Source organism: Pseudomonas trutticola BRTCR10, from assembly GCF_056155105.1.
Window position 1 is genome coordinate 252747 of the sequence record NZ_CM149552.1, and the last position, 14892, is coordinate 267638.

Below are 14892 nucleotides of genomic sequence, written 5' to 3' on the forward strand. Positions count from 1 at the left end.
AGGTCCTCATCGCTGGCAAGCCAGCTCCCACAGTTTTTTGTGTCGTCCATAATATTTATGAACGACATCGCCCCTTGTGGGAGCTGGCTTGCCAGCGATAGCGATATCTCAGGCAACCTCAATCCGGCTGAAACGGCGAAGCACTCAAAATCACCCCGGTCTCCTCGACATACTGCTGCCAGTGCCCGATCAAAGTGCTGAGCTTGTCTGGCTGACTCAACGCCAGATCATGAATCTCCCCCGGATCACTGGCCAGATCATAAAGCTGCCAGGTCGCCGGCCCCACCGGCCCGGGGATCCACACCGCCTTCCACGAACCCTGGCGAATCGCCCGGCGCCCGAACAACTCCCAACCCGTCACTGTGTGCTCGTCATGCACCTGCGCCGTCTCGCCGGACAAAAAGCCCAGCCACGATTTACCGCGCAACGGCGCCACCGGTTTGCCGTGCCACTGCTTGCCCGGATGACGCACGCCGGCCAGATCAAGAATTGTCGGGGTGATGTCCATCACCGTGCCGAAACCATGACTGATCTGCCCTTTGAGCGAGAGTTGCGGATAGTGCAGCAGCGCCGGCACGCGAATCCCGCCTTCGGTGGTGAACGCCTTGAACAACCGCGATGGCGCTGTCGCCACCTGCGCCCAGTTCGGCCCGTACCAGACGTAGGAGTTGGCCCGGCCGATGTTGTCGAGGCTGTTGTCGTAGTGCTGGCTCAGATACGCCACCAGCTCCGGACCAAATTTCGGGAACGCTTCAAGCAGCGCGCCCTCGGCGCCGTTGTCGGACATGAACAGGATGAAGGTGTTATCCAGTTGACCTTGCTGGCGCAGGTAATCGACGACCCGGCCGATGTTCCAGTCCATGCGTTCGACCATCGCCGCGTAGACCTCCATCGCCCGCGCGGAAATCTGCTGTTGCTCAGGGCTCAGTGCATCCCATTGCGCGGTCAGCTGGACCAGCGGGTGGGGTTCGACGTCCGCTTCGATCAGCCCCAGTGCCTTGAGTTTTTCCAGTCGTTCGAGGCGCAAGACTTCCGGGCCTGCATCGTAGCGGCCACGGTATTTTTCAACGATATCGGCCGGTGCCTGCAACGGCCAGTGCGGTGCGGAAAACGGCAGGTAAGCGAAGAACGGCCGGGTCTGGTCGCGCTCCTTCAGGTACTGCAGCAGCTTGTCGCCGAAGGCGTCGGACGAGTAGAAATCCTTGGGCAATTCGTCGATGAACGTGTCGTCCTCGATGTACAGCGCCGGCGTGGATTTCAGCAGGCCGGGGGTTTGCTCATCGTAAGTCGGCTCGAAACCGTAATGGTTGGCCGCGCCTGGCAGCAGCGAGAACGAGCGCTCGAAACCCCGCGCATGGGGCGCCAGTTCGGCGGTCAGGCCGAGGTGCCATTTGCCGCTCATCAACGTCTGATAACCGGCCTCGCGCAGCAGCTCGGGGAGGGCCACGACGCGGTCATTCAGATAACCCTCGTAACCCGGTTTGCCGATCAGCTCCGGCGTCAGCGTTTCGGCCATGGTGCCGATGCCGGCAATGTGATGATCGGTGCCGGTCAGCAGCATCGAGCGGGTCGGCGAGCACGTCGGCGCGGTGTGAAAGTCGGTCAGGCGCAGGCCGTTGTTGGCCAGTGCATCGAGGTGCGGCGTGGCGATTTCGCCGCCGAAGGCGCCGATGTCGGAGAAGCCGAGATCGTCGGCCAGGATCACCAGAAAATTGGGGCGTTGCGGCATCGAAAGCTCCTCTCAGCAAGCAATGAACGACAGCGGCAGATCGCGGATCTGCACCGGTACGCTCGGTTGGTAATGGTCGTCACTGGTCAGTTCGTGCAGCAGTTCTTCACGCAACTGATGGAAGTCGAAACTGCTGCGCTGACGCGGATGCGCCAGGGCAATGTCGACCACTTGCTTGATGCGCCCCGGACGCGGCTCCATCACCACCACGCGGTCGGCCAGAAAAATCGCTTCTTCGACATCGTGGGTGACAAGGATCGTGGTGATTTTCGCGCGGGCACGGATCGCCAACAGCTCGTCCTGCATCTGCTGACGGGTCAGCGCATCGAGCGCACCGAAAGGCTCGTCGAGCAGCAGAATCCGCGGGCTGGCGACCAGGCCGCGAGCGATTGCCACCCGTTGCGCCATGCCGCCGGAGAGCTGATGAGGATAGGCGCGGGTGAAATCGCGCAGGCCGACCAGATCAATGAAGTCGTTGATGCGTTGTTGCTTGTCTGCGGCGCTCAGTGGCTCGTTGACCAAGCCGAGGCCGATGTTGTCGGCCACGGTCAGCCATGGAAACAAGCGGTGTTCCTGAAAGACGATGCCGCGTTCGCCACCGATGCCGCTGACGGCTTTGCCATCCACGCGGATCTGCCCGCGAAACTGCGTATCGAGGCCTACGAGTAAGCGCAACAGCGTGGATTTGCCACAGCCGCTGGAGCCGACGATGGCGACGAATTCACCCTCGGCGATGTCCAGGTTGAATTCGCGAATCGCCTCCAGTTCGAAACCGTCGACGTCGAAGGATTTGCCTACATGGTTGAAGCTGACAATCGGTGCGTTCATGCGTGTCTCCAGCGGGTAGCGCGGATTTCCAGGCGTTGGCCAATAAGGTTGAGCAGGGCGCCGGTCAGGCCGACGAGGAGCATGCCGGCCATGATCAGGTCCATGCGCAGCAGTTGCTGGGCGCCGATCATCTGGCTGCCGATGCCGCCGTTGGACGGCATGAAATATTCGGCGCCGATGGTGCCGAGCCAGGCGTAGATCAGGCTCAATCTGAGTCCGGCAAAAATCCCGGGAGCGGCTCCAGGCAGGACCAGTCGGCGCAGACGCTGACCGAGGCTCAGGCGTAGCACTTGCGCGGCTTCGTTGAGTTGCGGCGAAAGGTTGGCGACGCTGCGTTGGGTGGCGATGAACAACGGGAAGAACGCGGCAAGAGCGACGAACACCCACTTCGACAGCTCGCCCAGACCGAACCAGGCGGTGAGCAATGGCACCCAGGCGAAAATCGCGATCTGCCGAATGGCTGCGAGTGTCGGGCCGAGCAGGCGTTCGCTGAGGTGCGACAGCCCCAACAGCAGGCCGAGGGCGAAGCCAATTCCGCCGCCCAACAGCAAACCACCAAGGGTGCGCCCAAGGCTCAGGGCCATGCCGGTGATCAGCGTTCCGTCGAGCAAGCCGTCCCACGTGGTGTTGAGCACGGCCAGCGGGCTCACCAGAATATTGGCGTCGACCCACTGCTGATCGTTTGCTACTTGCCACAGCGCCAACAAGCCCAGCGGCAGCAGCCACGGTTGCAGCCGTTGCCAGCCTTCATAGCGCGGGCCTCGGCGGATTTCCGCAGTGGCCGGGTGCGGCCAGTGCACCAGTTTTTTATCCAGCAGCCCGATGCCGCGATCCATCGTGACGCCGATCAGACCGATGACCACGATGCAGACGAAAACGATGTCGAGCATGAACAGCTGCCGTGCCCAGACCATCAGGTAACCGATGCCTTCGCTGGAGGCGAGCAGTTCGACGGCCAGCAGCGACGTCCAGCCGGCGGCCAGCGCCAGACGTACACCGGCCATGAATGCGGGGAGGGCGGCAGGCAACACCAGACGACGAATCAGCAAATGCGACGGCAGGCGCAGTACGGCGGCTGCTTCACGCAGTTTCGGTTGCGCATCGCGTACGCCAACCAGTGTGTGCAAAGTCACCGGAACCACAATGGCTTTGATCAGCACCACCAGTTTCAACACTTCGCCGATACCGAAAAACACCATGAACAGCGGAATCCACGCCAGCGTCGGTACTTGCGCGAGGCCGGCGAAGGTCGGGAAGATCAAGCGTTCGAGGCGGCGACTGAAACCCAGTGCCGCCCCCAGAATCGCCCCGGCGCTGATCCCTGCCAGTAATCCCCAGAACAACCGTTGCAGGCTGATCCACAAGTGGCTCCACAACTCGCCCTGAGACAGTTCGACTGCGCTGTTCCACACCAGTGACGGCGCCGGCAGGATCTGTTCGCTCATCCAGTGATTGCGCGCTGCCAGCCACCATAGGGTGAAGAGGCTGAGTGGCAGCAGCCAGGGCAGTACACGTTGGGTCAGGCTTGGCCATGAGCGCTGACGCTTGAGCGGTGGAGCCGCCAGCGGCAAGTTGAGCAAGGATTCACGGGCCATGGTGACCTCCGTTGTCGGATTGGATCGATCTTTAGCGGTATTAGCTTAAAACTAACGGTTATATATAATTCGTTTATTGATCTATTTGGAGATAAGCCACGCCATTTAAGGCTTCTGGCCCATACGCATCCAATGCATTCGAAGAATATTTTCGATGCTGTTAATGCATACGCCGCTGCAAGCCCTATAACTGCTTGCTTAGCTCTAAAAGATATAAAAATGTGAATTTATAGTATTTAAGCGCAGGTACTCCTTCGGCCTACTTTCGGCTCCTCAACGCCCGTCGTGATCAGGAGCTGCACCCATGAACCTTCCCTTCAAACGCGTTTTCAGTCTGTTCGCCGCCCCGGCTCTGGCGGGCCTGTTGGCCTTCACCGTCCATGCCGACGAACTCAAGGAAATCCGCATCGCCGTGCCCGACCTGAGCGCCGGCACCCAGCACAGCGGCGGTGGTGTGGTCGACGTATTGCGCGATCAGCAGATCTTCGAAAAGGCCTTCGCCGAACAGGGCATCAAGGTTCAGTGGAGTTTCTTCAAAGGGGCCGGGCCGGTGATCAACGAGGCGTTCGCCAATGGTCAGGTCGATCTGGCATATCTGGGTGATCTGGCGGCGATCATCGGCAAGTCCAACGGCCTTGATACGCGGCTGCTTAGCGCCAGTGCCCGGGGGGTGAAGCAGTACCTGGGCGTAGTGCCGGGCTCGGGGATCAAGACTTTGCAGGACCTCAAAGGCAAGCGCGTGGCGATCTTTCGCGGCACCGCAACGCAGCTGTCGTTCGATGCGGCGTTGGCTAGCCAGGGCTTGAGCGAGAAGGATCTGAAGGTGATCAACCTCGACTTCACCGGCGCGACTGCCGCACTGGCGGCCAGGCAGATCGATGCGTCGTGGGGTAGCTCCGGCCTGGCCGCGTTGCAGACCAAGGGCCTGGCCGAATTGCCGCTGAACACCAAGGATCTGGGCGGTGCTGGCAGCGTGCAGTCGGTCTTGGTGGGCAGCGGCAAGTTTGTCGATGCGCATCCGGAGGCCGTGAGCAAACTGCTCAAGGCGCAAGAGCAGGCCGTGGAATGGCTGACCCAGGACAGCAACAAGGCTGCGTACGTGCAGTTGGTCTCGGGACTGGCGAGTTATCCACCGGTGATCCTCACCGAGGATCTGAAAGATCAGAAGTTGAGCGAGATATTCCCGTCGACGCTGGATCCGGTGTTCCTTGGCAGTTTGCAGGACAAGGTGGATCTGGCGGCGCAGCAGAAGCTGATTCGCAAGCCGTTCAAGGTGAATGATTGGGTGGCGCCTGAGCTGGCGGCTGCCAAGCTCTGAATCTTTAGCGCTTGGTCCGACGCCATCGCGAGCAGGCTCACTCCTACATTTGGAATCCGTTCCCTTGTAGGAGTGAGCCTGCTCGCGATAGCGCTCTAAACGGCGACGCTGATTTCCTGCTTATCCACCGCCACCAGCGTCTCGATCATCGCTCTAGCTGCCGGCGACAAGCGAAACCCGGTGCGACTGACAATCCCGCAGCGCGCATTCATGCTCTCGAGGTTCTGCGGCAGATTGCGCCAGTGCAACAACGCCAGCGAACCCTGGGCAATGTCCTCGTAAAACGCCTCCTCCGTCCCGATGCCAATGGCATTCGATTGCAGCACTACCTTCACCAGTGCCGGAAAATGCTCGGTCTCGATAGTCGGTGAGAAATCGATCCGGCCACTGAGGTTCGCCAGCAGTTTGCGGATACCCGGCGGGATCAATGTGGTCGCCAGCGGGTAATCGAACATGTCGTTGGTCGACAGGCTTTCCTTGGCCAGCAACGGGTGCCCCGGCCGGCAGAAAAACACCCCGCGCTTGGGCGTCAGCGGTTGGGTCTGGAAGTTCGGGTCCGATTCGAAATGACGGATGTCGGCAATGAAAAATTCGATCTCTTCGCGACTCAGGGCGCGGCTGAGTTTTTCCCAGTTATCCACCTGAAAGCAGGTGCGCACTTTCGGGTGCGCATTGATGAATTGCGCCACCGCGTCGGGTACCAGTTTCACCGCCGGCGCCGGACCACAACCGAAGTGCACCTCGCCGGCATCGAGCTTGGTCATCTGTGTCACTTCCGCGCTGAGCAGCGCCGCGCCCTGCACCAGGCTGAGCGCGTGTTGCAGCACCACCTGGCCTTCGGGCGTGGGGCGCAGATCCTTGTTGCCGCGATCCACCAGCACGCAACCGAACTCTTGCTCCAGCCCTTGAATGCTGCGGCTGAACGCCGGTTGGGTGATGCCCATCGCGTCCGCCGCACGGACAAAACTGCGGTGTTCGTTGAGGGCGATGAAATAGCGCAACTGGCGAAGATCCATATGCTTTTCCGGCATCCTAAAAATAGCTCGAAGGCATTTGCGACGAGGGTTGGTAGAGGTTTTAAATGCAAGCTCTTATTCCGTCAACGAAGCATGTGAATATCTATTAGATGTAAATGGAATATAGATAGAGCGATGTTTCGCTGCCGTCCAACCGTAAGCAGTCGATGAGGGTCTACCCATGAGCAATGCCGCACTCGCTGTAAAACCCGCTGTCCACGCGCTGGAAATTCATCCGGTGGCCGGCCGAATCGGCGCCGAGATCCGTGGCGTGCACCTGTCCGGTGAGCTGGACGCCGCCACGGTCGAAGCCATTCAACAGGCACTGATTCAGTACAAAGTCGTGTTCTTCCGTGAGCAAACCCAGCTCGACGATCAGCGTCAGGAAGCCTTCGCCCATCTGCTTGGCGAGCCAGTGGCGCACCCGACCGTACCGGTGCGTGACGGCACCCGTTATCTGCTGGAACTGGACGGTGCCGAAGGCCAGCGCGCCAACTCCTGGCACACCGACGTGACCTTCGTCGACGCCTACCCGAAAGCCTCGATCCTGCGCTCGGTGGTGGCGCCGGCCTTCGGTGGCGACACCCTGTGGGCCAACACCGCGACCGCCTACAACGAACTGCCGACCGAGCTGCGTGAACTGGCAGACAAATTGGTCGCCGTGCACAGCAACGAATACGACTATGCCGGCGCCAAGCCTGACGTCTCGGCTGAGAAGCTTGAGCGCTATCGCAAGATCTTCACTTCGACCGTTTACGAAACCGAGCATCCTGTAGTGCGCGTACACCCGATCAGTGGTGAGAAGAGCTTGTTGCTGGGGCACTTCGTCAAGCGCATCAAGGGTTACTCGCAAGCGGATTCGGCGCACCTGTTCGGGTTGCTGCAGAGCCATGTGATTCGTCAGGAAAACACCGTGCGCTGGCGCTGGAAGGCCGGTGATGTGGCGATCTGGGATAACCGTTCGACGCAGCATTACGCGATCGATGACTACGGCACGCAGGATCGGATCGTGCGCCGGGTGACGTTGAAAGGTGAGGTGCCGGTGGGTGTTTCGGGGCAGCGTAGTCAGACCATCAAAGGCCCTGATATCGGCGGCGTCTGATCTGGCCCCATCGCTGGCAAGCCAGCTCCCACAGTGGAAAGTGTTGAACACAATGGATGTGTAAAACACAAATCCTGTGGGAGCTGGCTTGCCAGCGATGCTTTTAACTACCACACACCGATTTGAACGACCTTCTCGGCTTCCGGCTCTCCATAACGAAAGCGCTGCCCCCGTAAATCAATCTCCTGATGACTGATCGTGGTCCGCCGTTTCAACCCGCGCACCCACTCGAACAAATGCCCCGCATGCTCCTCGCGCACCGCCGCGTATGCCGGGTCCTCACCCAAATCGCGCAACTCCTGCGGATCATTCAACAGATCAAACAACTGCGGCCGGAATCCGTCGTACGCCAGGTATTTCCAGCGTTCGCTGCGCACCATGGTCATGCGGCAACGGTCGATCGGTTGTCCGAGTCGCTCCCGTGCCGGAGCCTGGAAGGCGTAGTCGTATTCGCTGATCGCATAGCGGCGCCAGTCTGGATTTTTACCGTGCAGAAGCGGGATCAACGAACGCCCTTCAAGCCGATGTTCTGCCCCCGGCAATCCCAGCGCCTGAAGAAACGTCGGCAGCGCATCGATGGTTTCCGCTAGCCGATCATCCACCGTTCCCCGAGTGACATCCGCCGCCGCCCGCGGGTCGCGCACGATCAGTGGCACGCCCACCGCCTGCTCCAGCAAAAACTCCTTCTCGCCCAGCCAGTGATCGCCGAGGAAGTCGCCGTGATCGCTGGTGAACACGATCAACGTGTCATCCCAGCGGCCATTGCTCTGCAGAAAATCGAAAAGTCGCCCCAACTGATCATCCACTTGCTTGATCAGGCCCATGTAGGTCGGGATTACATTCAATCGTACTGAATCGCGGGAGAAGTTGAGGCTTTCCTCATGCTGGCGAAAGGCAGTGTATACGGGGTGTTTGCTGGCTTCGGAGGGCGTCGCGCGGACCGGTTCGAGAATCGATTTCGTACTGTACAAGGCGTGGTATGGGGCTGGTACGATGTAGGGCCAGTGCGGTTTGATATACGAAAGGTGTAAACACCAGGATTTCTCACCTTGCTCGGTGATGAAGTCGATGGCTCGATTTGTAGTGTAGACAGTCTCTGAGTGTTGCTCGGGAATTCGTGCTGGCAAATGCGCATGACGCATCTGCCAGCCACTGAGGATTTCACCGTGCTCGCCTTCGGCAGCGTTGGCCCAGTCGTGCCAGGGGTTGCGGCCGTCGAAACCGTGTTCGCGCAGGTAATGGGTGTAAGGCGCTGATTCGCGTTTGTCGTCGAACAGCGGGTCCTCGGGGAAGATGCCGTCGTGACGGAAGTAGGGTTCGAAGCCGACCTCGTTGAGCACTTCGGCCTGCTCGCTGTCCGGGTTGATGGCCAGACGCTGCAAGGCATCGACATTCGCCGTGGCGTGGGTCTTGCCGACCAGCGCGGTACGAATGCCGTGAGGGCGCAGGTAATCACCGATGGTCAGTTCTTCCAGCGGCAACGGCACCGCGTTCCATGCCACTTGATGGCTGCTGACGTAGCGTCCGGTGTAGGCCGACATCCGTGACGGTCCGCAGATCGTGCCTTGGGTGTAAGCGCGGCTGAAACGCACACCGGCTGCGGCCAGGCGATCGATGTTCGGCGTGTGCAAATGGGGGTGGCCGTAGCAGGACAGGTAATCGCGGCGCAGTTGATCGCACATGATGTACAGCACGTTGCGCACGGGTTGTTCAGGATGGGACATGGGGTTCACCGGTCAGAGAGACAGGTGAGGGTTTTCGCTTTCGGTGGGGGTGTTCGGCAAGTGCATTTGGGGAATGGGTTTTATGCAGTGGATGCATCGGTGTGAGCGGCGACGCCATCGCTGGCAAGCCCCTCCCACAGGATTTGCGCCAGGCACAAATGATGTGAACACCCGGAACGTGTGGGAGCTGGCTTGCCAGCGATAGCGGTGGATCAGACAGCGAGTCGATCCAGCGAACAGACCTCCTCATCCACCGCATCAATCTCTTTGATCTGCTCAATCATCGCCTCAGCCAACGGCGACAACCGATACCCCGCGCGACTGACAATCCCGTAGCGGGTGTACAACTCCTCCAGATCGTCCGCCAACCCTTCGATCTTCAAACACAGCAGATCACCCTTGGCCTGATGCAACGCATCGGAGTACGCGCCGACAATCCCGATCGCATCCGAACGCAGTACCACACTCAACAGGCTGGAGCTGTTTTCACACTCCACATTCGGCGTGAAATCCGGGCGACCGCTGAGGTCGACGATGACTTTGCGCAGGTTCGGCGGACGAATGCTCACCGCCAGCGGATAGCTCATCAGTTGTTCGGCGGTAACCCGCTCAAAACCTGCCAGTGGATGCCCCGCACGGCAGCAGAAATGCCATTTGCGCGGGCGTAACCGGTACGTCAGGTAATCCGGATCGGCTTCAAAGTGTCGGGTGTCGGCGACAAAGAATTCGAACTCTTCGCTGAGCAGGCGCTTGCTCAGACTCTGCCAGTCATCCACCTGGAACTGCACCCGCGCTTTTGGATATCGGCCAATGAAGCTGCCGATGGCACGCGGAATCAATCCCGCTGCCGGCGCGGGGCCGCAACCGAAGCGCAATTCTCCCGCCTCCAGGCCATTGAACTGGCTGATCTCGTTGGCCATTTGCTGCGCACCGCTGACCAGCCGCCGCGCATGTTCGAGCAGCACCTGGCCTTGCTTGGTCGGCGGCAATTCCTTGCGCCCGCGATCAACCAGCTGGCAGCCAACGCTGTGTTCCAGTGCCTGAATACTGCGACTGAACGCCGACTGCGACAGGTTCACCGCCTGCGCGCCGGCGACGAAGCTGCGTTGGTCAGCCAAGGCGATGAAGTGACGAAGTTGGCGCAAGTCGATATGCATTTTTCACATAAAAAATATCCGGGAAATGCATTGGATATGCATTACGTCGACTCCTTATAAAGGCAATCTCTTATGCAGTAAATATTTGTAAATCCATAAATAAATAACTTAAAAGAATATGCAGCGCTGACGATGTCTGTGTGTTTTTTGACCAGGAGCCGCGCCATGAGTCCGTTGAACCTCGCGTCACCCTTAACCCCACGACGGCTCAAACGCCTGCCTCTGGCCCTGTTGCTGGCAGGGAGCGCCAGCTGGACTCACAGCTACGCGGTTGAATCCGAATCCCCGGCGCCGGTGTCGGCCGGCAAGCCGGCGGCCAACAGTTCGCAACTGGAAACCGTGACGGTCACCACCCGCCGCCGCGAAGAAAGTTCGCAAGATGTGCCGACGCCCATGAGTGTGGTCAGCGGCCAGAATCTGGAGACGCAACGGGTCTACCGCATTCAGGATTTGCAACAACTGGTGCCAAGCGTCAACGTCGCCTACATGCACGCCCGGCAGTCCAGCGTGTCGATTCGCGGCCTGGGCAACAACCCGGCCAGTGATGGTCTGGAAGGCAGCGTTGGCCTGTACATCGACAACGTCTACCTGGGGCGCCCGGGGATGGCGGTGTTCGATCTGATGGACATCGAACAGCTCGAAGTTTTGCGTGGCCCGCAGGGCACACTGTTCGGCAAAAACACCACCGCCGGGGTGATCAACATCAGTACCCGCGCGCCGACCTTCACCCCTGAGCGCAGCATCGAAACCTCGATCGGCGAGGACGGCTACTTCCAGACCAAGGGCACGATTTCCGGGCCGCTCAACGATCAACTCGCCGGGCGATTTTCCGCCTATCGGACCCGCAGCGATGGCGACATCAAGAATGAATACGACGGCCATGATCTGAACGGCGGCTCGCGCGACGGCTTCCGTGCACAGTTGCTGTTCAAGCCCAACGAAGATTTCAACCTGCGCTGGATCGGCGATTACAACGAAGAGGATTCCAGCGCCGGCACCCGCGTGCTGTACAGCACCGGGCCGACCATCAATGGCGTCAATCTTTACCAGTCGCGAGCCAATGCCGCCGGCGCGACGCTGGTCAACGGCTCGCACCGTAAGGTCAATCTGGATAACGATCAGCACGTCACCGTGCATCAGGGCGGCACCTCGGTCGAAGCGAACTGGACGCTGCCGAGCGACTTCACCCTGACCTCGATCAGCTCCTACCGCTTCTGGAATTTCACCCCGCGCAACGACGACGGCCTCAACGTGCCGGCGAGCTATAACGCCGGGGTGTCGGTGGAAGACAAACAGTATTCGCAGGAATTTCGCCTGGCCTCACCGAAGGGCGAGTTCTTCGATTACGTCGTAGGTGCGTACTACTTCGGCAACAATCTGGACAACAAATCCTTCGCCTATTACGGCCCGCAGGCGGATATCTGGAACGGCACGCCGGCCGGTGCGCTGGCCAACGTGACCAGCGTCGGCAACGGCCACATCAAGACCGACAGCTTTGCACTGTTCGCCCAAGGCACCTGGCACCTCACCGAGCGCCTGGACTTCACCGCCGGAGTGCGCGGCACCTATGAAGAAAAAAGCGCCTGGGTCACGCGTAATGCTCCGGTTGGCGGTGCGACTGTCGCCGGTGCTGCCGCGACGGCGCGGCGTGGTCGTGCCGGCGCTTACGATTCCGGCGACTTGAATCAATACAGCTCCAGTCCGTCCGGGCTGCTCAACCTCAGCTACCGGATCACCGACGATGTGCTCGGCTACGCAACGCTGTCCCACGGCGAGAAATCCGGCGGGGTCAACCTTGCGGTCGGCTCGGCTCCGGTGGCCGGCGCCGACTCTTTGTTGATCGGCACCGAGCGCGCCAACAACGCCGAGCTGGGTTTCAAAAGCACGCTGTGGGATCACCGCCTGCAACTTAACGCCAACGTGTTCTGGACCCAGGTCAACGCCTACCAGACCAACGCCTACGACGCCGAAAACCGCGTGCAGTACCTGACCAACGCCGGTTCCGTGCGCTCGCGCGGGGTCGAATTCGAGAGCACGGTGATCCCGCTGCGCGGCCTGACCCTGAACATCAACGGCTCCTACAACGACGTCAGCTACCTCTCCTATAAAGATGCGCCATGCCCGCCGGAAGTCAGCCAGGCGCCAGGCGCTCCGGCCTCTTGCGATCTCAGCGGCCATCAAGTGGTCGGTGCCTCGAAATGGATCGGCAACGCCAACGGCGAATACAAATGGAATCTGGATAACGGCTTCGAACCCTACGTCACCGCCAGTTATGCGTTCCGCTCGAAAGCCGTCGGCACGGTCGAGGATTCCGACTACGGCCAGATCCCGAGTTATGCGGTGGTCAACTTTTCCACCGGCCTGCGCGGCGATTTCAATCAAGGCCAGTGGGACGTCTCGCTGTGGCTGAAAAACGCCTTCGACAAAACCTACTACACGACCCTGTGGACCGGCGGCAATGGCGGCTATGAAGGCCTGCTCGGCACACCGCGAACCCTCGGCGTCACTGGCCGCTACGACTTCTGATTGACCCTTCAAGGAGCTGCATCATGTTGCCCATCAAAAGCGCTTTACCGCTGTTGTTTTCCGGCGCGGTGTTGAGTAGCGGCGCCTTCGCCGCACCCAGCGTCTACCCCACGGGCGTTACCCGCTATGACCCGGACAAGGCGTTCAATCAGTACGTGATCTTCAGCGGCGCCGACAAGCAGACGCACCTGATCGACATGAACGGCAACGAGGTGAAAACCTGGCCACAGGCGGGTTTCCCCTCGGCGATCATCGACCCGCAATTGGTTGGCGGTGAGCGTGGACACGTGTTGCTGCAACTGAGCGACAAGGATCCGGGCAAGCTCGGTTCGGCCGGCAACGGCCTGGGCAACCAGAGCGTCGGCGAACTGGACTGGAATGGCAAAGTCATCTGGCAGTGGGGCGATAAGGCACCCGGTGGTGCGGCGCAGCAGCATCATGACCAGCGCCGCTTGAGCAACGGCAACACCGTGGTGCTGGCCAACAAGGTACACAAGGTCAAAGGCTTCAAAGTGCCCGAGGTGATTGACGATGCGATCTATGAAGTCGGTGCCGATGGCGCGGTGAAATGGCAATGGCTGGCCTCCGAGCACCTCAACGAGTTTGGCTTCACGGCCGAGCAATTGAAACTGGTGCGCGCCAGTGACAATCCCGATTACCTGCACATCAACAACCTCAGTCTGGTCGGGCCGAACAAGTGGTTCGATGCCGGTGACAAACGCTTCAATCCGGACAACCTGCTGATCGATTCACGCAACGCCAATTTCATCGCGATCATCGACAAGAACAGCGGCAAAGTGGTCTGGCGTCTGGGGCCGAACCTGCCGCTGATCAACCCGAAAACCGCGCAGACTCTGCCGCGCCCGGTGGATCAGTTTGTCGGTCAGCATGACGCCCACATCATCCCGGCCGGATTGCCCGGCGCCGGCAATCTGCTGGTGTTCGACAACCAGGGCTCGGCGGGTTATCCGAACGTGACGCTCGGGCTGATCTCCGGCTCGCGGGTGCTGGAAATCGACCCGCTGAAAAATGAGATTGTCTGGCAGTACAGCGCGGCCAATTCGAAGCAGCCGGGCTGGGCGTTTTACAGCTCGTTCATCAGCAGCGCACGGCGCTTGCCCAACGGCAATACGCTGATCGACGAAGGCATGAACGGGCGGTTTTTCCAGGTCACAGCCAAGGGTGAGAACGTCTGGGAATATGTCAGTCCCTACCTCGGCAAAGCCCCGGGTAGTGACGCAATCAGCAACTGGGTCTATCGAGCGCTGCCTGTGAGTTATGACTGGGTGCCTGCCGGAACGCCGCGCTCCGAGACGGCCGTCATTGCGCCGGCCGTTGGCGTGCAGCAGACCAATGCCAGTCGTTAGTTGAAATGGAATTAATGCTCGACCGATTGGCGATAAGTTATGAGCAACTTGAACAGTACTTATTGCAATTTCGTTTGTAAGTGGCGTGGACAATATTTGAATGTCCAACCATTCTGACTGTCGTGAGTTTCCAGGAGGAAACTTGCTCTCATCGGAAGACACTTATCCCAACGATAAAGGAAGTCGAATTATGTCGAGCATTAATGGCACTTATGTAAACGCGAACGCTGGCGCCAAACTGACGATTACCGATGGCAACGATTCCAACGGCACCTTCAGCGGTACCTTCAGCCAGGGCGGCGTCAACTATGACGTCAGCTACGGGCATTACCATTTCCAGAACAGCACCGGACAACCCACCACCATTACGTTTGTCGGTCTGAATGGGAATAGCGGGTTTCAGGCGTGGTCATTGTTTTCTCCCGATCATAATTACGCGAGAGTTCGCGCAGCCGGTTCCCGTACTAACTTTGACGGTGAAGTCGTGACGCTGGCAGGGGAGTTCGTCAAGCAGTAACTCATTTGAAATA

At 59.8% G+C, this 14892-nt stretch carries 11 protein-coding genes; 5 read left to right on the plus strand and 6 right to left on the minus strand.

Going from position 1 to position 14892, the window contains the following annotated elements; genetic code table 11:
• Positions 1 to 118: 118 nt before the first annotated feature.
• Genes ACVVH8_RS01065 through ACVVH8_RS01075 form a run of 3 tightly spaced genes read right to left on the minus strand, consistent with a single transcriptional unit; the run spans position 119 to position 4152 of the window.
• Positions 119 to 1729, minus strand: coding sequence for an arylsulfatase (locus ACVVH8_RS01065; protein WP_475228090.1), 1611 nt, complete (start codon positions 1727 to 1729; stop codon positions 119 to 121).
• Positions 1730 to 1741: 12 nt separating this feature from the next.
• Positions 1742 to 2557 carry an ABC transporter ATP-binding protein gene (locus ACVVH8_RS01070; RefSeq protein ID WP_042557091.1) on the minus strand — a complete coding sequence of 272 codons (816 nt, stop codon included), beginning with the start codon at positions 2555 to 2557 and terminating at the stop codon, positions 1742 to 1744.
• Positions 2554 to 4152: an ABC transporter permease gene (locus ACVVH8_RS01075; RefSeq protein ID WP_475228092.1), complete on the minus strand. Its 1599-nt coding sequence runs from the start codon at positions 4150 to 4152 to the stop codon at positions 2554 to 2556. The genes ACVVH8_RS01070 and ACVVH8_RS01075 overlap by 4 nt, the downstream gene beginning before the upstream one ends.
• Positions 4153 to 4456: 304 nt before the next feature.
• Here ACVVH8_RS01075 and ACVVH8_RS01080 point away from each other — a divergent pair, with 304 nt between their 5' ends.
• The gene (locus ACVVH8_RS01080) at positions 4457 to 5470 is read left to right on the plus strand and encodes an ABC transporter substrate-binding protein (protein ID WP_103306453.1); all 1014 of its coding nucleotides are present in this window, start codon (positions 4457 to 4459) and stop codon (positions 5468 to 5470) included.
• A 95-nt stretch (positions 5471 to 5565) separates the two neighbouring features.
• On the opposite strand, the gene ACVVH8_RS01085 is transcribed toward ACVVH8_RS01080, so the two are convergent.
• Positions 5566 to 6486: a LysR family transcriptional regulator gene (locus ACVVH8_RS01085; RefSeq protein ID WP_042557094.1), complete on the minus strand. Its 921-nt coding sequence runs from the start codon at positions 6484 to 6486 to the stop codon at positions 5566 to 5568.
• 181 nt (positions 6487 to 6667) lie between these two features.
• On the opposite strand from ACVVH8_RS01085, the gene ACVVH8_RS01090 reads away from it, so the two are divergent.
• Complete coding sequence (locus ACVVH8_RS01090) at positions 6668 to 7588, plus strand: TauD/TfdA dioxygenase family protein (protein WP_315445199.1); 921 nt, start codon at positions 6668 to 6670, stop codon at positions 7586 to 7588.
• A 107-nt stretch (positions 7589 to 7695) separates the two neighbouring features.
• Here the strand turns inward: ACVVH8_RS01090 and ACVVH8_RS01095 are convergent, their stop codons facing one another.
• Both ACVVH8_RS01095 and ACVVH8_RS01100 read right to left on the minus strand, forming a co-directional pair.
• Entirely contained in the window at positions 7696 to 9312 is a 1617-nt protein-coding gene (locus ACVVH8_RS01095) for an alkaline phosphatase family protein (protein WP_475228094.1), read from the minus strand.
• Between the two features lie 212 nt (positions 9313 to 9524).
• Positions 9525 to 10469 carry a LysR family transcriptional regulator gene (locus ACVVH8_RS01100; protein WP_315445201.1) on the minus strand — a complete coding sequence of 315 codons (945 nt, stop codon included), beginning with the start codon at positions 10467 to 10469 and terminating at the stop codon, positions 9525 to 9527.
• A gap of 165 nt (positions 10470 to 10634) precedes the next feature.
• Between ACVVH8_RS01100 and ACVVH8_RS01105 the strand changes: the two genes are divergently transcribed.
• From ACVVH8_RS01105 to ACVVH8_RS01115, 3 genes are all read left to right on the plus strand, one after another.
• Positions 10635 to 12995, plus strand: coding sequence for a TonB-dependent receptor (locus tag ACVVH8_RS01105; protein ID WP_475228097.1), 2361 nt, complete (start codon positions 10635 to 10637; stop codon positions 12993 to 12995).
• Positions 12996 to 13018: 23 nt separating this feature from the next.
• On the plus strand, positions 13019 to 14362 hold the full coding sequence (locus ACVVH8_RS01110) for an aryl-sulfate sulfotransferase (protein WP_475228099.1): 1344 nt from the start codon (positions 13019 to 13021) through the stop codon (positions 14360 to 14362).
• Positions 14363 to 14552: 190 nt separating this feature from the next.
• Positions 14553 to 14879: a hypothetical protein gene (locus ACVVH8_RS01115; RefSeq protein WP_042557100.1), complete on the plus strand. Its 327-nt coding sequence runs from the start codon at positions 14553 to 14555 to the stop codon at positions 14877 to 14879.
• Positions 14880 to 14892 lie beyond the last annotated feature (13 nt).